Raw genomic sequence first — 18,563 nt, 5'->3', positions numbered from 1 at the left:
GATGAGAGCTAATTAAGAGAGCATGCCAAACAGTATGGCGGTCATTGCCAGCAGACCTGCGAGGATCACCAAGATGTTGCTGATACGGCCACGATAAGCCTTCAGCGCAGGCACCTTATAAACCGCATACATAGGCATAAGGTAAAGAATGGCGGCAATAATAGGGCCACCCAGAGCTTCAATCATGCCCAAGATGCTGGGGTTGATCACCGCGACACCCCAGATAGTCAGGAACATAAAGCCCAAAATAAACTTGTCGATCTTGGCATCGGAGAGATCTTTCTTACTGCTACGCAGCTGCTTAGTGATGATCCCCTTAAGACCTTCTGTGGCACCCAGATAGTGGCCAAAGAAAGAGGAGACAATAGCGATCACGGCAATGATGGGGCCAAAATAGCTTACAAAACCACTGGCATGCACGTTGGCCAGATAAGAGAGGATCGGCAGATTTTGAGACTTGGCTTCGGCCAGCTGCGCCGGGCTTAATGACAGCACGCATGAGAAGACAAACAGCATCACGAAACCCACCAACATCATGCTGGTGTTACGCAAAATCACATCGGCCTTCTTAGCGGCTTGATTACCATACTGCTTCTTGAGTGATACCGAGAACTGAGAGATCGCCGGCGAGTGGTTAAAGGCAAACACCAACACTGGGATGGTCAACCACACTGTGCCCAGAAACTCGCCTGTCGCAGGCACTTCCATCAGGGCGTCCATCTTCCAACTTGGGATCAGATAGAGAGACATAAAGGCCAGGATCCCCACCAGCGGATAGACCAGCAGCTGGGTGACCTTAAGCATAAATTTCTCACCAGACACCATCACAGACATCATACCCAGTACCAGAATACCCGATAACAGGAAGCGTGGCGGTGAGGCCATTCCCAACTGGTTAACGATAAAACTGTCGACGGTATTAGTAATTCCCACACCGTAGATCAACACTATGGGATAGATGGCAAAGAAATAGAGTAAGGTGATCGCCTTACCGGCGCCGACACCAAAATACTCCTCTACGACATGGGTAATATCGCTGCCCTGTCGTTGAGAAGAACAGACGAAACGAGATAAACCTCTATGGGCCAGGTAGGTCATAGGGCCGATGATCAACGCCATCAATACCAAGGGCCAAAATCCCCCCATGCCGGCATTAATTGGCAGAAACAAAATACCTGCACCCACTGCGGTGCCAAATAGACTCAACATCCAGGTAGTGTCATTACGTGTCCAGCCAGGGCGCTGGGTAACATTAACGTCAGAGATTGTCGCTTCGTTTTGCATAAATTGACCTTATCGATGCTTTAGCATTCGAGTGTTTCGACGCCCCGCCGAGCAAGCTTTCAACCCGGCGAGTACGACTAAAATTCGCGCTCAGCATATAGCAGCGACCCCGAGATAAATTGATCTGGCGCCTCATTTTGTAATGAAATTTCAGAATAAACCGAGTTTGTGAACTAGGCCCAAATTATTCCGTTGTAAATTTTCACAAAAGCAATCTAGCGATAACCAAAGCGAACCAAAAGCTCACATCCGCGCTACCCTTTTTACAATTGTTCACCAGACGGTATTTAGAGCGACCTCTTACGCAACCCCATTAGAAACGGGTCATCAGCCCTATAGACCCGACTCAATAGGTTAAGCATCTCCCCTTGCCACCGACTCGCCACAGCCATGCATCAAATGTTACTTTGTGGCAAAATAGCACCCTGTCGTTTCATTCACTTTTGGAATACCCCATGCTCTGTGCGTTAACCCATCAATCCACCATCTGCATCACGGTTGGCTCAACCAACCCAGTCAAAATTGGTGCCGCACGTCAGGCGCTCTCGCTGCTGTTTCCCGATGCTGAGATCCGCTGCCAGGGAATACATGCGCCTTCCGGAGTTGCGCCGCAGCCGATGACAGATGAAGAGACCCGCGAAGGCGCCATCAACCGCGCCCGCTACTGTGCAGAGGTGGGGCAGGAGAATGAGCAGCTAAAGGCCGACCTCTATATTGCGATGGAGGGCGGCGTAGATCTGTTCGACCATGGCGCGGCAACCTATGCCTATATGGCTATCATTCACAACAATGAGCTGAGCATAGGACGTAGTGCCCAATTACCACTGCCGGGCAAGGTCTATCAGGCACTGGTGGCCGGTGAAGAGCTGGGCGATGTGATGGACAGGTTGTTCAACACGGTCAATATCAAACAAAAAGGCGGTGCCATCGGCCTGTTTACCCAAGGTAGGGCCAGCAGAGAGAGTGTCTACACCCAGGCGATCGTGCTGGCGATGGCCCCAATACTCAATCCAGAACTCTTCGCATAAGCCAAGTGAACAGCAGACGCCGACAGCTTGCGTCTGCTTAAATACTCTACATTAGCAAAAACTTGCATTTCTAAATTTAGGCGACTAAGTTAGATGTAAACCGCAACTAAATAGCACACTCGGATCGCCACAATGTCTCAACTTTGTCCTTCGACACTCGATGATTCAGCTCCCACACAGACTATAGAACTGCCGCAGACTTGCTCTTCATTGCGCAGCCTCTCCAGGCTGTTGGTAAGGCAGCTTGGCATGCTCAACTCAGCCTGCGGTGATCTACCACTATCACCGGTGCAGGCCCACGCCTTGATTGAACTCGACTCCCAGGAGCTTTCAATAAAGCAGTTGGCGCTGGCGCTGAATATCGACAAGTCCAACGCCAGCCGTGCCGTCAGCCAGCTATGCGAAAAGGGCTTTGCCAAGAGCCGTAACAACCCCAGAGACAGCCGTAGCTCTCTGTGCCAGCTGACCCCTCAGGGCAAACGTCAGCTCACCCGCTTAAATGAGCAACAAAACAAGATGTACCAGGAGATCCTGGCCCAGCTTTCACTTGAGCAGATCGCCCAGCTCGAAGCCAGCCTCAGCCAATATACCCGGGCCATAGAGCTGGCGAACGCCCAGCAAGGCTATGAGATCAGAAGCCTTGAAGAACAAGATAACCGCCATATTGCCCGGGTGATCCGTAACGTTTCTGCCGAATATGGTTTAACCCCAGACAAAGGCTATAGCGTCGCCGATCCCACCCTGGACGATCTCTACAGCGTCTACCAAGGCGACAAGGCGCACTACTGGGTAGTGGACTATAAGGGCTTGGTGATGGGCGGCGTCGGTATCGCTCCCCTACCCGGCCATAGTGAGATCTGCGAACTGCAGAAAATGTATTTCGACCCCAAGCTCAGAGGTAAGGGCTTCGCTAAGCGCATGGCGCTGCAGGCCTTTGAGTTTGCCAGACGCCAGGGATTTAGCCTCTGCTATCTTGAAACTACCGCCTGTTTGCATGAGGCGGTTAAGCTATATGAAAAACTGGGATTCGAACATCTGGATGCTCCCCTTGGTAACACGGGTCACGATGCCTGCGAAATGCCTATGCTGCTCAAACTTTAACCAGAGAAATTACAATTAAATCATCGAGATATTTTGTTACTTCACGATGAGTTAATTTATCTAGTGTTTCCTAAAAAAGCTTGCTAGCCTCAAAGGTAATCCTTGCGCATTCTGGAGATTTGAATGGACTATACTAGACTCCCCCATTCCAGCTTAGACGTCAGTAAAATTAGCCTGGGCACCATGACCTGGGGTGAACAGAATACCCAGGCTGAGGCCTTCGAACAGCTCGACTACGCCATCGGACAAGGCATCAACTTTATCGATACCGCCGAAATGTACCCTGTGCCTCCCAAGGCGGAAACCCAGGGCGAAACCGAGCGCATACTTGGCAACTACCTCAAGGCACGTGGCAATCGCGACAATTTAGTGATCGCCACTAAGGTGGCCGCGCCAGGCGGTAAGAGCGACTATATTCGTCAAAACATGGCGCTGGACTGGCGCAACATACATCAGGCGGTCAACGACTCCTTAGAGCGTCTGCAGATTGAAACCATAGATCTCTATCAACTGCACTGGCCCGATCGCAATACCAACTTCTTCGGCGAGCTCTTCTACCAGCAAGATGACCAGGAGAAGCTCACCCCCATAGTCGATACTCTCGAGGCCCTGGCCGATCTGATCAAGGCGGGTAAGATCCGCTACATAGGGGTGTCTAACGAGACCCCTTGGGGATTGATGAAGTATCTGCAATTGGCGGAAAAACATGGCCTGCCGCGCATCATCAGCGTGCAGAACCCCTACAACCTGCTCAATCGCAGCTTTGAAGTGGGTATGGCAGAGATCGCTCATCGCGAAGAGTTACCTCTGTTGGCCTACTCACCGCTGGCGTTTGGCGCCCTGAGTGGTAAATACCTAAACGGCCAATGGCCAGATGGAGCCAGACTCACCCTGTTCAAGCGCTTCGCCCGCTATACAGGCTCGCAGATGGCCTTAGATGCCACCCAGGCCTATGTCGAGCTGGCACGGGAATTTAACCTGAGTCCGGCGCAGATGGCCCTGGCCTTCGTTAACGGCCGCCGCTTCGTGGGCAGCAACATCATAGGGGCGACCAACCTCGAGCAGCTCAAAGAGAATATCGACAGCGCCTCGGTTAGCCTGAGCGATGAACTGCTAGGAAGAATCGACGAGCTGGCGAGCATCTACCGTATCCCCTGCCCTTAAAAGGGGTTTTGGACCTAGCCAGCCCTAAAAGGCGAAATGCAACTTGCAATAGGCGCTGAGATCTCCCAAGATCTGAGCGCCTTTTTTGTTTGAACCACGCAACGGACCCAATTGATGGAATTTAGCCAGCTGCGCAGTCAGTTTCCTGCCCTCAGCCAGACACTCGGCGACTATCCCCTGGTGTATCTGGACACGGCCGCGACCAGTCAGAAACCCCAAGGGGTGATCGACGCCATGACCCGCTATTACGCCCAAGATAATGCCAATGTGCATCGCGCCGCCCATCAGCTATCCGCCCGAGCCACCAGCCAATATGAGGCGGTGCGCAGCCAGGTTCAACACTTTATTCATGCCGCCAGAAGAGAAGAGATCATCTTCACCCATGGCACCACAGAAGGGATCAACCTGGTCGCCCAAGGGTTAGCATCCCAATTAAAACCGCAAGATCTGATTCTGATCGACAACGCCGCCCATCATGCCAATATCGTTCCCTGGCAGATGCTGGCCAAGCAAACCGGCGCCGAAATCGTCCCCATCCCACTGACCCATGACGCACGTCTGGATCAAACGGCCTACCGTGAGTTGCTCAAACGTCAGCCGCGTATCGTTGCCCTGAGCCATGTTTCCAACGTGCTGGGCACGGTTAACCCAGTAGCCGAGATGGTCAGCCAGGCCAAGGCGGTTGGCGCTCTGACCCTTATCGATGGCGCCCAGGCGATCGCCCATCTTGAGGTGGATGTACAGTCCATCGACTGCGACTTCTACCTCTTCTCGGGCCATAAGATGTATGGCCCGACCGGCGTTGGCATCTTATATGGCCGCTTTGATCAGCTAGACAAACTCGAGCCCCTGCTTACCGGCGGCGAGATGATCAAACAGGTCAGCTTCGAGGGCACCACATTTAATATACTGCCTAATCGTCTCGAGGCGGGTACGCCGCCCATCGCCGAGGTGATTGGCCTGGGCGCCGCTATCGACTTTCTTCAGTCGCTGCCAAGGGCTGAAATCAGGGCCCATGAACAGGTACTGCTCAAACGCCTGCAGGCCGAGCTAAACGCCCTCGGCGGGATCACCCTCTATGGCGCCCACGAAGACAATGTCGGCGCGGTAGCCTTTAACCTCACCGGCGAACATCACCAGGATGTAGGGATCTTGTTGGATCAACAAGGGATCGCCGTTCGCTGCGGTCATCACTGCGCCATGCCGCTGATGCAAACACTGGGCCTTTCAGGCTGCTGCCGTGCCTCGCTCGGCGTCTATTCCAGCGATGAAGATATAAATCGCTTTATCGAGGCGCTACAATCGGTAAAAGACCTTTTGCTTTAATTGACGCTAACTCGCGCCACAACTGACGAAGATGAGTCCTAGATGAGTGATACCCCCTTAAGCCCAGAACCAGAGGCCTTTACCCGCCTCGAACTGGATCCCCAGGAGATACTGCCAAACTTCACCCAGGCGGCAAACTGGCAGGAGCGCTACCGCGCCCTGATGTTGCTGGGCAAACGCCTACCGTCTCTGGACGAGGCTTTACGGCAACCCTCGGCCCAAGTCAGAGGCTGCGAGAGCAACGCCTGGCTCTATCACAGAGAGATTGACGGCAAACATTACTACCTGGCGGACAGCGACGCCCGTATCGTCAAGGGACTGATCGCCCTGCTGCTGACCGTTACGCATGGGCAAGATAAGGCCAGCATCGCAGCCCTGGATCTTGACGCCTATTTCGAGCAGTTGGGACTCAGTGGTCAGCTAAGCCCATCGCGAACCAATGGCGTACTGGCGCTGGCACAGGCGATCAAGGCGGCCGCCAACTAACTCCTCAGCCTTGCTCCTTAGGTAGCGCTTGTTGACATAATATTCACGCCCTTACCCATAGACTTGTCCCCAGCACTTTGTTTTGATTTAGCACCTCAACCGAGGTGCCAATGGGGCAATCTATATGTCAGCAGACACGCAAACCTCTACCGCCTTTTGGCGCCAACATCTTCTAGTACCCGGCATGCTGTTTATCCTGGCTGTCATGCTGATCGAACTGTTTCATATCGACCTCGCCCTCAGCCAATGGCTGTTTCACCTCGAAGGCGGTATCGATGGCTGGCCGCTACGCAGCGCCTGGCTGACAGAAAAACTGATCCATGTCGGAGGCCGCGATCTGGTGATCTTGCTAGGAGTCATAGTCATTAGTCTGCTCGCCCTGAGCAGCAAAAAAGCCACCCTGGCATACTATCGCCGAGGATTGATCTTTCTCTTGATGAGCGTGCTCAGCAGCGTGATATTGGTCAGACTCGGTAAGTCTTTTATTCACCTAGACTGCCCCTGGCATCTGAAGATATTCGGGGGAGCAGCCGATTACTTTTCGCTGTTTTCACCTAAGGTTGATGCCAACTCGCCTGGGCAATGCTTTCCGGCGGGTCACTCTAGCGGCGGCTATGCCTGGGTAGCACTCTACTTCTTTGCCCTTAGCTACGCGCCGCGCTATCGCTGGTTGGGGCTGGGCTTTGGGCTTGGGCTGGGGGTTATCTTTGGCGTGGCGCAGCAGCTCAGAGGCGCACATTTTCTATCACACGACGTGTGGAGTTTGGCGATCGCTTGGTGCTCGGCAATGAGCTGGTATTACGGCTTATTTTTGCGCCGCAAGCGCGACCAGAACCAGACATGTCAGGCGCTGGAGGCTCTTAGCCGCTGATGAGGAAGCGTTAGCGCGCCAGACGGTGGCCGAGATCGGCACGAAGATCCGGCCCCAGATGGTACTGGTCATCCCCACGCCCCTTGGCGACATACATCGCCTGATCGGCCACATGCAGCAGGGCGTCCATATTGCTGGCATGATCGGGATAAACGGCAAAACCTAAGCTGGCTTGAATCCCCTTTCCTGTCTGCAAGAGGGGTTCACCAAAGCCTTCAAACAGTCCTTTAGCAAGTGCTGAGATCTCCTGTTCAAGCATCGCCTCCAGAGGCAGATCTGGCACCATGATGACAAACTCATCACCACCAATACGCGCCACCAGATCCTCTGGCCGCTGCCAGGTTTTTAACCTTTCGGCTGCCGTCATCAAGACACGATCGCCTGCCTGATGGCCAAGGGTGTCGTTAATCTGTTTAAAGTTATTGAGGTCGATAAAGATAAGCACCACTCGCGACTTGATTTGACTCGCTCGCGCTATCGCCTGTGCCAGATGCTGTTCGAGCTGTAAACGATTGGGTAAGCCGGTCAAAGGATCCTGATGTGCCATCTGCTCAAGCTTGTTGTGCAGCGCCTTATCCTGTGTGATATCGCGCACCACACCCACCATCTTAAGCAATTCCCCTTCGCTGTCTTTCACCAGGTTACCCGTCTCGCGCACCCAGCGCACCGAGCCGTCAGGCCAGAGGATACGGTACTCCTCGTCGTGATTCTCACCGGTAGCAATACAGCGCTCTTCGCCCGCCCTAACCTTTTCGCGGTCCTCAGGGTGAACTCGAGAATAGAAGAACTCATAACTTGGGGTGACCTCCCCCAATTTGTAGCCGAAGATGCCATAGATAGCATCGGACCAATAGAGGGTATCTGTGCCAACGTCCCAGTCCCAGGTGCCTATTTGGGCAAAATACTGACTGTGATGATAACGGGTAATATCCTGACGAATATCCTGCTCTAGGGAGTGGTGACGCACTATGAGTAGCTGGCCGCGCGCCTCTTGGCTCAGGCGGGTAAAACTTAAGAACTCACGCCCCAGATTCAAACTGGTCCCCAACTGACGATCGTCAATCTGTCGCAGTTGTGCCCCATTAGAATCTTTAAGCCACAAGGCCAGCGACTTGCCCCTAAGATCGGTCGCCTCCTCCTGCATCAAGCTCACCGCCAGGGCATTATGGGCAAGAATACTGCCCTTAGCATCGATAAGGATAACACCGTCATCCAGTTGGGAGGCTAAGGTTTCAAAGCTTAATGGCTCCCAGCTGCGTCTTCGCAGCAAGAGAAACACCAGCACGCACAGCGCCAGGAGTATCAGTAAGCTCAGCCCCATCATAGCCATATTTAGCGTACCTGGCTTGCCTCAAGGGAGAGAATACAATGGGGAAATCGATATCGATGCATCAGCGCCTCCTAAACAGTTCGGCCTCAACACTCGTCAAGTGAAGGCCAGAATGAGACGCGAACATCGCTCCCCATCAATCACTATTAGCTAAGCATCAAAGCCAGGCGCTGCCAAGTACTTTCGCACTAAAATAAGTAAGTTAAGCCTCGACCTGTGTCTGCATTCTGCGCTGTTGTAGGCGTTGAAGCAGGCGACCTAAATAGGCGCCTAAGATCATCGCCGCCATGAAGGCCAACGCCAAGGGATCGAAACTGGAGAGATTCACCACAGCTGGGCCCGGACAGATACCTAACATGCCCCAGCCCAGGCCAAATAGCCCAGCACCCACCACCAGAGGACCATCGATACGTGTCTTGTTTGGCACCTGATAATGACTATCCAGCACAGGACCTAACTTTTGGGCCATTCTGGGTTTGACCCACAAGAGATAAACGGGCAGATAGACACTAAGGGAACCGCCCATCACCAACATTAAGCTGGGGTCCCACTGACCACTCGCGATCAAGCTGACATCCAAAAAGCCCAGCACCTTAGCAGGATCGGCAAGGCCCGAGAGCAGTAGACCGGCACCAAACAATAGGCCCGAGAGTAAAGCAATTAAATTACGCATATCGCCCCCTAGTTCAGCAACACGGCGGCAGCTATGCCCACCAACATGAACACCAGCGACGCGGCAATGGAGCGCGGCGACAAACGGCCGATGCCGCAGATGCAATGACCGCTGGTGCAGCCGTTGCCCAGAGAACTGCCTATGCCCACTAGCAAACCTGCCAGCAGTAGGGTCGGCAAGGCGATCCCCCCGGCACTCAAGACCACAGGTTCAATCGCCAGCCACTCCTTAAGTGGCGCGGCCAGCAACAGGCCGCTTAACACCAGCCCTGCGAGAAAATAAACTTGCCAGCCCAATATGGACTTAGACTCGCGGCGCCACAGGGCGCCATATATGATGCCGCTAATACCGGCGATTCGGCCGTTAACGACCAAAAGCAGGCTTGCCGCCAAGCCAATCAATAGACCACCGCACAAGGCGATAGCGAGTGATGAAAACATCGAGTACCTCTTTCATCTGTCGCGAAAAGAAAGCGAGAGGGCCATTCGACCCTCTGGTGAAAATTTAAAGAGTGGCAAACTTGTAGGTGCGATAACCGCCGATGAGGTTACGCGCCCGATAGCCATTGTTGACCAGCTGACGATAGGCCACATTACCCCGCAGCCCTACCTGACAGAAGATCACTATCTCCTTGTCTTTAGGCAGCTCATGCATGCGATCGCGCAGCTCGTCCACCGGAATATTAACCGCGCCCTCGAAGCCACCATTTTTAAGCTCGCCAGGGTTACGCACATCCAGCAGCAGTTGATCATCACTGAGATCATCTATCTGATCGAAATGAATCGGTGTGGCATCACCCTTGATGATGTTGCTGGCCACAAAAGCGGCCTGATTGAGGACATCCTTGGCACTGCCGTATGGCGGTGCATAGCTCAGCTCCAGGTGCTGAAGCTGCTCAACCGTCATGCCGGCGCGTTGGGCAACCGCCATCACATCGATGCGCTTATCGATACCATCTTTGCCCACGGCCTGAGCCCCTAAGATGGTACCCTTAACGGGATCGAACAGCAGTTTGAAAGAGACTACCTCGGCGCCAGGATAGTAACTGGCGTGGCTGGCTGTGTGCACATAGACCTTCTCATAGGCGATGTCAGCCTGTTTAAGCTGTTTCTCATTCTTGCCGGTGGCAGCAACGGCCAGATCGAACACCTTACAGATCGCCGTCCCCTGAGTGCCCTGATAATGCTCCTGGCGGCCAAACATGTTGTCGGCGGCCATGCGGCCCTGACGATTTGCCGGGCCCGCCAAGGGTACCAGGCAAGCCTGACCGGTAACGAAATCTTGCTCCTCGACGGCATCGCCCACCGCATAGATAGCGGGGTCGCTGGTCTGCATCATGGTGTTCACCGCGATACCACCAAGCTCACCAATCTCCAGTCCCGCATCGCGGGCTAGCTGCGTCTCGGGGCGCACACCAATGGCCATGATCAACAGATCTGTATCTAGCGTCTCGCCGTTGCTCAAGGTGAGGTTAAGGCGTCCCTTTAGATGCTGATGGGCGGTCTCTTCACCGGCGGCGTCGCTCGCCACGTGAGTTTGCGCCTGATAATTGACTTCTTTCAACGCCGTATCCAGGCGCAGATCAACACCTTGCTCGCGGATCGCCTGATGGACAAAGCCCGCCATCTCACGGTCAACAGGGGTCATCACCTGAGGTGCCAGCTCCAGCAGTGTGGTCTTAATACCTAGATAATGCAGGGACTCCATCATCTCCAGGCCAATAAAACCACCACCAACAACCGTAGCGTGTTCGACATTGTTCATCTGGATCGTTTGCAGAATGCGATCCATATCGGGAATATTGCGCAGCGAATGGGTTAACGGGTTGTCTATGCCAGGGATTGGCGGCACGATAGGCGCCGCACCAGGGCTGAGCAGCAAGGCATCATAACTTTCCTGATATTCGCTGCCATCACTCAGACGTCTGACGGTTACTAACTTAGCGGCGCGATCGATAGCAACCACCTCATGCATCACACGTACATCAACGTTAAATCTGGCTTTAAAGCTTTCCGGAGTCTGCAGCACAAGGGCGCTGCGCTTAGCGATTTCGCCACTGATATGATAGGGCAGACCACAGTTGGCAAATGACACATACTCACCGCGCTCAAACATGATGATTTCGGCGGTTTCGCTGAGTCTGCGCGCCCTTGCCGCCGCCGATGCGCCACCCGCGACGCCGCCTATGATCAGTATCTTCTTCATCTCAATGCTTCTCCTACTGCACAAATCAGACCTTGGCCGAGAGTGTATTACATTCGCCAATACATGCAAATTCCTTTTATTAGAAAAATCTAAGTGAATAATAAAAACAGTGATCTCGGTGGCATCACCGACAATCAATTGCAAAAATTTGTCACACTAAAAGCCAAGTCACACAGGTATATTTGGCGAAGATAGCCCTTTACAGGCTTACCTTAGCCACATAAGATCCAGCCACTCTACGCAAAAGAAAGATACCTCGATGACCAAAATAACCATTACCCGCCCCGATGACTGGCATGTACACCTACGCGATGGTGACGTGCTGGCCGATACCGTAAGAGACACTGGCCGTTACATGGGCCGCGCCATCATCATGCCAAACCTGGTGCCTCCGGCCACCAATGTCGACTCGGCGCTGGCCTACTATGAGCGCATCAAAGCGGTCTGCACCACCAATTTCGAACCTCTGATGGTGCTCTACCTGACCGACAACACTACGGCTGACGATATCCGAGCTGCCAAGGCCTCAGGGAAGGTGGTTGCCGCCAAGCTCTATCCTGCGGGCGCCACGACTAACTCCGACTCGGGTGTGACAGATGTGAAGAACATCTACCCAGTACTCGAGGCGATGCAGGAAGTGGGCATGCTGTTCTTGGTCCACGGTGAGGTAACAGATTCGAGCATCGACATCTTCGACCGCGAAGCCACCTTTATCAACAATACCCTCAAGCAGGTAGTTGCCGACTTCCCGTCACTTAAGATAGTGCTGGAACATATCACCACCAAAGATGCGGTGGATTTCGTCATGGGCGCGCCTGACAATGTGGCCGCGACTATCACGGCTCACCACCTGCTTTATAACCGCAACCATATGTTGGCCGGCGGTATTCGTCCTCACTTCTACTGTCTGCCTATTCTCAAGCGCAACACCCACCAGCAGGCACTGCTGGCGGCGGCAGCGAGCGGCAGCAAGAAGTTCTTCCTGGGCACCGATTCGGCGCCACACGCCAAAGATCGTAAAGAAGCCGCCTGTGGCTGTGCGGGTTCCTACACGGCTCATGCCGCCATTGAGCTTTATGCCGAGGCGTTCGAGTCAGTGAATGCTCTGGACAAATTAGAAGCCTTTGCCAGCTTCAACGGCCCGGACTTCTACGGCCTACCGCGCAACACAGACACCATCACTCTGGTCAAGCAAAGCTGGGAAGTGCCAGCCACTTATCCACTGGGTGACACAGGCGTCGTGCCGATCCGCGCTGGTGAAACCATAGAATGGCAGGTTGAAGCCTAATCATTGCTCATCTCGCCAATAAAAAACACCGCCCGATGGCGGTGTTTTTTTTATCTTAACTTTCTGTTTCAGTTAGTCTTATTTAAGCGCTTGGCTGAGTTCCAAGTTGAGGCTAAGCCTGAGACTGGGTTAAATCATAGGGTAGCCAGATGCGCACCACTAACCCCTTCTGCTCACGATTATGCAAACTGATGCGACCATCATGGGCCTCGATGATCTCCCTGCACAAGGCCAAGCCTAGTCCGGTGCCAGAGTGCTTGGTGGAGTAAAAAGGTAGCAGCGCCTGGGTTAATACCTCCGGCGACATACCACTGCCCTCATCGGCTATCTCGATATTCACCCCGTCACTGCCATCGGCCAGATGCTGCTCATTAACACTCAAGGTGATCGCCTCCTCCTTCGAGCCTGACTCGTGGGCATTTTTCAGCAAATTCAACAACACCTGTTCCAGCTGAATAAGGTCAAAGTAACCGCAGCGCCGGGGCAGTTCGCCCACTAAGGTAAAACCAAAATGCTCCGCCAACTGAGCCACCAGCTTGTGCCAATCCACCTCGCTACGCTTGGGCAGAGGCAGTTTAGCAAAACGGGCATAGTTGAAGATAAACTGACTCAGGTGGGTAGTTCTGTCCTCTATGGTATCGAAGATAAGCTTAAGCTTAGGGTCATCAAGCGGCGCGGTGAGCTTGCGCCCCGAATTCACCATAGAGGCGATAGGCGCCACCGAGTTGTTGAGCTCATGGCTGATGATGCGGATAACCTTCTTCCACACCGCCACCTCCTGACGGTTTAGCTCCCGGGTCATCTGCTTAAGCAGGATAAGATGATGATACTGACCATTGAGCAGAAAGCGCCCGCGAGAGAGATGCCAGGTCTCATCTTCGCCGCCCTCATCTAGGCTTGCGAGTGTAAACAAGCCACCCTTGGGATTATTAACTGCGCTCGCCAGCTCTTCACTGACGCCACTTAGCAGCTCATCTAGCATGCCCCCTTCGATCCTGGCTCCCTTGGCAAACAGATGACGGGCGGCGTCGTTGGCATAGATGATGCGCTGGCGATCATCGAGCAATACCATCACATTGGGAGAACTTTGGATCACCTTGTCCAGCAGCAGCTCACGCTGATAGATATACTGACGCTCGCGGCGAAGTACCGCCGCCGACTCGTTAAACAAACGCGACAACGCCTTAAGCTGACTGTCGCCGCTCTCGGGAATATTGACGCTGAAATCATTGTCTTTGATGTTAAGCAGTCCAACCTCCAGCGCCTTGAGACTGGTGGATAGCCCTTGGGTCAACCAGCGGGTCAAGAGCCAAACCAAGGCACCAGCCAGCAGCATAGCAGTCAGCACAGACCCTAGGGTCAGGCTCTGCGACAACTCAGGTACCAGTTTTACTAACAGCAAAGCAAACAGGCCTATCGCCAATTGACTGGCTATCACATTGCCCCAGATAAGCTTAGTGCGCAGCGTCAGGATCATTTCTCGATCCCAAATTTTTCCATGCGGCGATAGAGCGCCTGACGACTTAAGCCCAGCGACTTGGCCACACGGGCGATCACCCCGTTATGCTCTGCCAGAGCCTGCTCGATATCGGCTTCGGTAGGCTCGCTGCGGCTGGTCTCAGCCACATCAGGTGCACCTTCAGCAGTAGCGGTTTGCGCTTGGCTAACAGCAGAGGGATTCGCCTGCGGCGCCTTGTTGAATGCCGCCACAGGTTGCTCGCCGCTCACAGGCTTCAAACCAAAGTCGGCCATGGTCAGTGTGGGGCTGGCGGCCAGGATCACCGCTCGCTTACAGGCATTCTCCAGTTCGCGCACATTGCCCGGCCAAGGATAGCTGACTAACGCCTGTTGGGTGGGCTTACTCAGGCTAAAGTCCTGACCGATGAAGTGATTCACCAGGGGCAAAATATCATCCTGACGCTGATTAAGGGGCGGCAGGGTCAGTTCGATCACATTGAGGCGATAGAAGAGATCCTCACGGAAACGACCGCTGGCAATATCATCGGCGAGATCCGCATTGGTAGCGCTGATCACCCGCACCTTGACCTTGCGGGTCTGATGGCTGCCCAGACGCTCGAACTCGCCGGTCTGCAACACACGCAGCAATTTCACCTGTCCAGACAGTGGCAGATTGCCTATCTCATCGAGAAACAGGGTGCCACCGTCGGCGGCCTCGAAACGGCCAATACGCGTCTTATTGGCGCCGGTAAAGGCGCCCGCCTCAGCGCCAAACAGCTCTGCCTCCAGCAGCTCCATAGGTAGCGCGCCTATATTCACCTTGATGAAGGGCTTATGCTTAAGGGGCGAGTTAGCGTGCAGTATGTCCGCCAGCTTATCCTTACCGGCACCGTTGGGCCCTGTGATTAACACTGACACGTCGGATTTGGCGATCTGCAGCGCCAGATCGATGCAGCGCTGCATGGCGCCGCTACCGAAGACGATGCCGCAGAGATCGGCATCCTTTATCGCCGACATCCGCTGATGCTCGGAGCGCGCCAGCTGCGAGTTTTGCCGCGACAGGGCGTGAAGGGATATCAGGTTGTTGACGCTGTTAAGCAGCTTATCATCATCCCAAGGCTTGCCCATGTAGTCGGCGGCGCCCTCTTTTACCAGCTCCACCGCCAGCTCCAGTTGAGTCCAGGCGGTCAGGAGTATGATGGGCAGCTGGGGCTGACAGGCGCGAATGTCGTAGAACAGGCGCTTGCCCTCTTCGCCTGAGGTGGTGTCCTGGGTGAAGTTCATGTCCTGGATCACCAGGGCGATCTCCTGCTCGGCCACCAACGTCAGGGCTTCGTCCGGCGAGAAACAACTTAGGGTCTTAAATCCATTGAGTTCCAGCATCAAAGAAAGCGCGCTGCAAACTGCCTGGTTGTCATCGACGATGAGAATCGTATCCATATCTTCTAATAGGGTCTGTTGACCTTTCCTGTTTGTTTCTGCAGCCGTTTGTCTGTGATTGATACCAGACAAAACCTGTATCCTATAGTTGTTCTACTCTAACTGGCGAGAACGCCGTAGAAATGACCTACAAACGCTGCCCAAGGGGTTCATCTAAACGCCTCCTGCTCTGTGTTATACGCAATTAACATAGAGCTGCTATGCCGCATTGCGCATGCCTTGAGAAAAATGCGTTTAGATTGAACATAAATTAAACCTGAAAGATAAACAGACCCTAAGCCTTTTACACATAAAAACAACAAACTAACCGAAAGCGCCGCCGATGAAAAGGGCAAACGCGTCCGGTGAGTCTGTGGTTAACGACCTTGGGTTAACATTCTTGTGTTAGACGCTGCGGGTCGCCATGGCCGGCGAGATGTTCGCCGCCTTGCGTGCCGGCAATACTACGGCAACCGTGGTCACCAGCAACATACCCACTACCGTCAGTACCGGGTAGAGGAGGTTGAGCTGCGGCAGATCATAGTACTTCATCAACTGCTGCCCCAGCAGTACCGCCAGACTAGCGCCTAATATCCCACCCGAGAGACAGATGAGGTAGTTCTCCACTAGGAAGAGGCTCAAGATATCTCCCTTGGTCGCTCCCAGAGCGCGACGAGTGCCTATCTGCTTGGTTCGGCGCTGGATATTGAACATCACCATACCTGTCAGGCCCAGGCTGGTTATCAACAGCAACAGGACCACCATCATAGAGAGCACGGTAATCATCAGCTCGTGATCTCTGTAGGAGCGCTTCTTCACTTCGGCGACAGACTGAAAATCGTCGATCACTCGGTTAGGATTCTCCTTCATCAACGCCTTGGTGATGGCATCCTGCAACGCCTCATGCTGACTGGGCTCCGCACGCACCATATAGCTATAGCCCGCAAAGTCGACGTTGTGGATCACACTGTATTCAAGCTCGTCGCTGTCGACCCAGGCGCCCTGAAACTTCTCCACTACGCCAACCACCTCAAGCTGCTCATCATCGACATAGAGCAACTTACCGATGGCCGACTCACCCGGCCATACCGCCTCACCCAATGCCTTGGAGATGATCGCCAGCTTACCGGGATCGTTGACGCTCTTATTGATCTCATCGGCGTAGAAATTACGCCCCTCGACGAGCTTGAGCCCAAGCGTCTTAACGGTATGCTCTGTGCCCAGGTACATGGCAAACTGTGGCGTTGACTTGGCCGTCTCAGGATCTGGCCCCAGATTGAGGGTGCTCGACCAACCACTGCCGCTCAGGGGTAACATGTTGGTGGAGGTTGCCGCCTCTACGTTAGGCAAAGCGCGCAGAATCTGCTGATCGATCTTATTTTGCTGTTCGCCATCTATGCTGGGATCGAAGTTAAACACACTAAAGGTCAGTACCTGCTCTTCGTCTATGCCAGAGTCGCGCTGCATCAACTGCAGACGCTCATGAATGATGAAACTGGCATTAGCGACAATCGCCACCGATAGGACTATCTGTACAAACAGCAATACTGGGCCACTCTTACTGCGCAACAAGCTGCTAAAAATTGGTTTAATATTAAGCATTTTCAATCCCTTATTGGCTCTTCAAGTAGACGCTTGGTTTAGTGCGGCACACCACCCAGGCAGGATAGAGTCCGGCCAGCAGTGCGGTACCCACGGCGATAGCTGGAGTGATCAGCCACATACTCATAGAGAGATGGGTCAGTCCCTCGGCAACGCCAAAGCGCGCAGACAGGGCATAAAGAGCACCCCAGGCCCACAACAGCCCCACCAGGCCACCAAACAGGCCGATAACCCCTACTTCCACCATGTACTGAGAGAAGATTTGCGCACGGCTGGCACCGATGGCACGTCTGACTCCCACTTCGGGGGCACGCTTAAGAAACTTGGTCAACATCAGGCCGAGAATATTGACCAGGCAGACGCTGAGGAACAGGGCGCTTAACCCCACCAATATCTTATTATCTTCCGGCACCACATGGCTGCGCTCCAACCAGCCTGCGACGTCAGACATAAGCAGGGAATCTTCAGGCGACTTGTTATCAGTAAAACGACCCAACGCCTTCTGCTGCTCCACATAGTTGGCGAGATAGCTCTTATAAGCGGCGCGATCTTCACTCGTCGGCAGATAGGTCCAAAACTCCAGCCAAACCTTCTCCGAATTCAACCTGTCCTGATAGTTGTTCATCTGCTCATATTTCCAGCCAGATGAGTTACCCCAGATGCTGAACTCCTCGTTAGCCGCCAGGGAAAATGGAACAAAGATCTGCTCCGATTTAGCAAAGGCGCCACTGGTGGGGTCGTAATACTTAGGCTGAGGATTCCAGTCGCCAATCACCCCCACCACCTGATAGGGCTTACGGTTAAGGTAGATGGTTTTGCCCACGCTATTCTCACCGCCAAACAATTTTTGGTTGAGCTTCTCACCGATCACCGCCTGATAGGCGGGATTCAGATCCACCTCCTTGTCCCAAGGATTACCAAAGACAAAGGGCACTTCAAACATCTTGAAGAAATCACCATCTGTGACTCTAATACCTTGCAACCTTGGCAACACCTCTGGGTTATCTGTCTGCACCGCCATGCCGCTACGAAACATCGCCGCTTGAGCCGGAGCCTTATTATCTTTACGCAGGTTCATCGCATCCTGATAGGTGATCAGGCGATGAAAATCATCCCAGGAGTCCGGTCCCTGTGACCAGAATTGAATCGCGTTGAGCTGCTCGGAGCGCTCCCCCGCTGGGTTATAGGCCATCATGCTGTAAACGTTTAGCGTTGTGATGGTGATGCCTATTCCTACGGAGATGGCTAACACCATAAGCAGCGACATAATCGGTGTCTTGCGGATACTGCGCCAGGCCAGATCGACGTAATATAAAAACATATTTACT

16 protein-coding genes are annotated in these 18,563 nt (G+C 53.7%); 7 read left to right on the top strand and 9 right to left on the bottom strand.

Annotated elements, in window-relative coordinates:
- Nucleotides 1-12 precede the first annotated feature (12 nt).
- Nucleotides 13-1,284 carry a serine/threonine transporter gene (locus L2712_RS08735; protein ID WP_033539924.1) on the bottom strand — a complete coding sequence of 424 codons (1,272 nt, stop codon included), beginning with the start codon at nt 1,282-1,284 and terminating at the stop codon, nt 13-15.
- A gap of 455 nt (nt 1,285-1,739) precedes the next feature.
- Here L2712_RS08735 and yjjX point away from each other — a divergent pair, with 455 nt between their 5' ends.
- From yjjX to L2712_RS08705, 6 genes are all read left to right on the top strand, one after another.
- Nucleotides 1,740-2,312: an inosine/xanthosine triphosphatase gene (gene yjjX / locus L2712_RS08730; protein WP_248977531.1), complete on the top strand. Its 573-nt coding sequence runs from the start codon at nt 1,740-1,742 to the stop codon at nt 2,310-2,312.
- Between the two features lie 132 nt (nt 2,313-2,444).
- Complete coding sequence (locus L2712_RS08725) at nt 2,445-3,413, top strand: bifunctional helix-turn-helix transcriptional regulator/GNAT family N-acetyltransferase (RefSeq protein ID WP_081953840.1); 969 nt, start codon at nt 2,445-2,447, stop codon at nt 3,411-3,413.
- Between the two features lie 123 nt (nt 3,414-3,536).
- Entirely contained in the window at nt 3,537-4,577 is a 1,041-nt protein-coding gene (locus L2712_RS08720) for an NADP(H)-dependent aldo-keto reductase (protein ID WP_033539922.1), read from the top strand.
- 114 nt (nt 4,578-4,691) lie between these two features.
- Nucleotides 4,692-5,903 (top strand): aminotransferase class V-fold PLP-dependent enzyme, encoded by a 1,212-nt coding sequence (locus tag L2712_RS08715; RefSeq protein WP_248977530.1) that lies wholly within the window; start codon nt 4,692-4,694, stop codon nt 5,901-5,903.
- Nucleotides 5,904-5,945: 42 nt separating this feature from the next.
- Nucleotides 5,946-6,389 (top strand): SufE family protein, encoded by a 444-nt coding sequence (locus tag L2712_RS08710; protein ID WP_088903882.1) that lies wholly within the window; start codon nt 5,946-5,948, stop codon nt 6,387-6,389.
- 124 nt (nt 6,390-6,513) lie between these two features.
- Nucleotides 6,514-7,260 carry a phosphatase PAP2 family protein gene (locus L2712_RS08705; protein WP_248977529.1) on the top strand — a complete coding sequence of 249 codons (747 nt, stop codon included), beginning with the start codon at nt 6,514-6,516 and terminating at the stop codon, nt 7,258-7,260.
- 10 nt (nt 7,261-7,270) lie between these two features.
- Here L2712_RS08705 and L2712_RS08700 read toward each other — a convergent pair whose 3' ends face one another.
- The 4 genes from L2712_RS08700 to L2712_RS08685 all read right to left on the bottom strand — a co-directional run bounded on the left by L2712_RS08700 (nt 7,271) and on the right by L2712_RS08685 (nt 11,468).
- Entirely contained in the window at nt 7,271-8,590 is a 1,320-nt protein-coding gene (locus L2712_RS08700) for a diguanylate cyclase domain-containing protein (protein WP_248977528.1), read from the bottom strand.
- A 202-nt stretch (nt 8,591-8,792) separates the two neighbouring features.
- A complete protein-coding gene (locus L2712_RS08695) occupies nt 8,793-9,263 on the bottom strand; it encodes a DUF6691 family protein (protein WP_248977527.1) in 471 nt (156 codons plus the stop codon).
- Between the two features lie 8 nt (nt 9,264-9,271).
- Nucleotides 9,272-9,703 (bottom strand): YeeE/YedE family protein, encoded by a 432-nt coding sequence (locus L2712_RS08690; RefSeq protein ID WP_033539918.1) that lies wholly within the window; start codon nt 9,701-9,703, stop codon nt 9,272-9,274.
- A gap of 64 nt (nt 9,704-9,767) precedes the next feature.
- The gene (locus L2712_RS08685) at nt 9,768-11,468 is read right to left on the bottom strand and encodes an FAD-dependent oxidoreductase (protein WP_248977526.1); all 1,701 of its coding nucleotides are present in this window, start codon (nt 11,466-11,468) and stop codon (nt 9,768-9,770) included.
- 259 nt (nt 11,469-11,727) lie between these two features.
- Here L2712_RS08685 and pyrC point away from each other — a divergent pair, with 259 nt between their 5' ends.
- Entirely contained in the window at nt 11,728-12,756 is a 1,029-nt protein-coding gene (gene pyrC, locus L2712_RS08680; RefSeq protein ID WP_088903877.1) for a dihydroorotase, read from the top strand.
- Nucleotides 12,757-12,868: 112 nt separating this feature from the next.
- Here the strand turns inward: pyrC and L2712_RS08675 are convergent, their stop codons facing one another.
- The 4 genes from L2712_RS08675 to L2712_RS08660 all read right to left on the bottom strand — a co-directional run bounded on the left by L2712_RS08675 (nt 12,869) and on the right by L2712_RS08660 (nt 18,556).
- Nucleotides 12,869-14,233 (bottom strand): sensor histidine kinase, encoded by a 1,365-nt coding sequence (locus L2712_RS08675; RefSeq protein WP_248977525.1) that lies wholly within the window; start codon nt 14,231-14,233, stop codon nt 12,869-12,871.
- Nucleotides 14,230-15,654: a sigma-54-dependent transcriptional regulator gene (locus L2712_RS08670; RefSeq protein WP_248977668.1), complete on the bottom strand. Its 1,425-nt coding sequence runs from the start codon at nt 15,652-15,654 to the stop codon at nt 14,230-14,232. Before L2712_RS08670 ends, L2712_RS08675 begins: the two co-directional genes overlap by 4 nt.
- A gap of 384 nt (nt 15,655-16,038) precedes the next feature.
- Complete coding sequence (locus tag L2712_RS08665; protein WP_033539913.1) at nt 16,039-17,235, bottom strand: FtsX-like permease family protein; 1,197 nt, start codon at nt 17,233-17,235, stop codon at nt 16,039-16,041.
- 10 nt (nt 17,236-17,245) lie between these two features.
- On the bottom strand, nt 17,246-18,556 hold the full coding sequence (locus L2712_RS08660) for an ABC transporter permease (protein WP_248977524.1): 1,311 nt from the start codon (nt 18,554-18,556) through the stop codon (nt 17,246-17,248).
- Between the last annotated feature and the right edge of the window lie 7 nt (nt 18,557-18,563).

The sequence above is a fragment of the Shewanella marisflavi genome, from assembly GCF_023283925.1.
Lineage (GTDB): Bacteria > Pseudomonadota > Gammaproteobacteria > Enterobacterales > Shewanellaceae > Shewanella > Shewanella marisflavi.
This window is presented reverse-complemented; position numbering and strand designations above follow the sequence as displayed.

Bases quoted from the DNA above. Each gene is read 5' to 3' on its own strand.
- L2712_RS08710 (WP_088903882.1), top strand. From the start codon at position 5,946: ATGAGTGATACCCCCTTAAGCCCAGAACCAGAGGCCTTTACCCGCCTC.
- L2712_RS08705 (WP_248977529.1), top strand. From the start codon at position 6,514: ATGTCAGCAGACACGCAAACCTCTACCGCCTTTTGGCGCCAACATCTT.
- pyrC (WP_088903877.1), top strand. From the start codon at position 11,728: ATGACCAAAATAACCATTACCCGCCCCGATGACTGGCATGTACACCTA.
- L2712_RS08695 (WP_248977527.1), bottom strand. From the start codon at position 9,263: ATGCGTAATTTAATTGCTTTACTCTCGGGCCTATTGTTTGGTGCCGGT.
- L2712_RS08735 (WP_033539924.1), bottom strand. From the start codon at position 1,284: ATGCAAAACGAAGCGACAATCTCTGACGTTAATGTTACCCAGCGCCCT.
- L2712_RS08675 (WP_248977525.1), bottom strand. From the start codon at position 14,233: ATGATCCTGACGCTGCGCACTAAGCTTATCTGGGGCAATGTGATAGCC.
- yjjX (WP_248977531.1), top strand. From the start codon at position 1,740: ATGCTCTGTGCGTTAACCCATCAATCCACCATCTGCATCACGGTTGGC.
- L2712_RS08660 (WP_248977524.1), bottom strand. From the start codon at position 18,556: ATGTTTTTATATTACGTCGATCTGGCCTGGCGCAGTATCCGCAAGACA.
- L2712_RS08715 (WP_248977530.1), top strand. From the start codon at position 4,692: ATGGAATTTAGCCAGCTGCGCAGTCAGTTTCCTGCCCTCAGCCAGACA.
- L2712_RS08720 (WP_033539922.1), top strand. From the start codon at position 3,537: ATGGACTATACTAGACTCCCCCATTCCAGCTTAGACGTCAGTAAAATT.
- L2712_RS08690 (WP_033539918.1), bottom strand. From the start codon at position 9,703: ATGTTTTCATCACTCGCTATCGCCTTGTGCGGTGGTCTATTGATTGGC.
- L2712_RS08700 (WP_248977528.1), bottom strand. From the start codon at position 8,590: ATGGCTATGATGGGGCTGAGCTTACTGATACTCCTGGCGCTGTGCGTG.
- L2712_RS08665 (WP_033539913.1), bottom strand. From the start codon at position 17,235: ATGCTTAATATTAAACCAATTTTTAGCAGCTTGTTGCGCAGTAAGAGT.
- L2712_RS08670 (WP_248977668.1), bottom strand. From the start codon at position 15,654: ATGGATACGATTCTCATCGTCGATGACAACCAGGCAGTTTGCAGCGCG.
- L2712_RS08685 (WP_248977526.1), bottom strand. From the start codon at position 11,468: ATGAAGAAGATACTGATCATAGGCGGCGTCGCGGGTGGCGCATCGGCG.
- L2712_RS08725 (WP_081953840.1), top strand. From the start codon at position 2,445: ATGTCTCAACTTTGTCCTTCGACACTCGATGATTCAGCTCCCACACAG.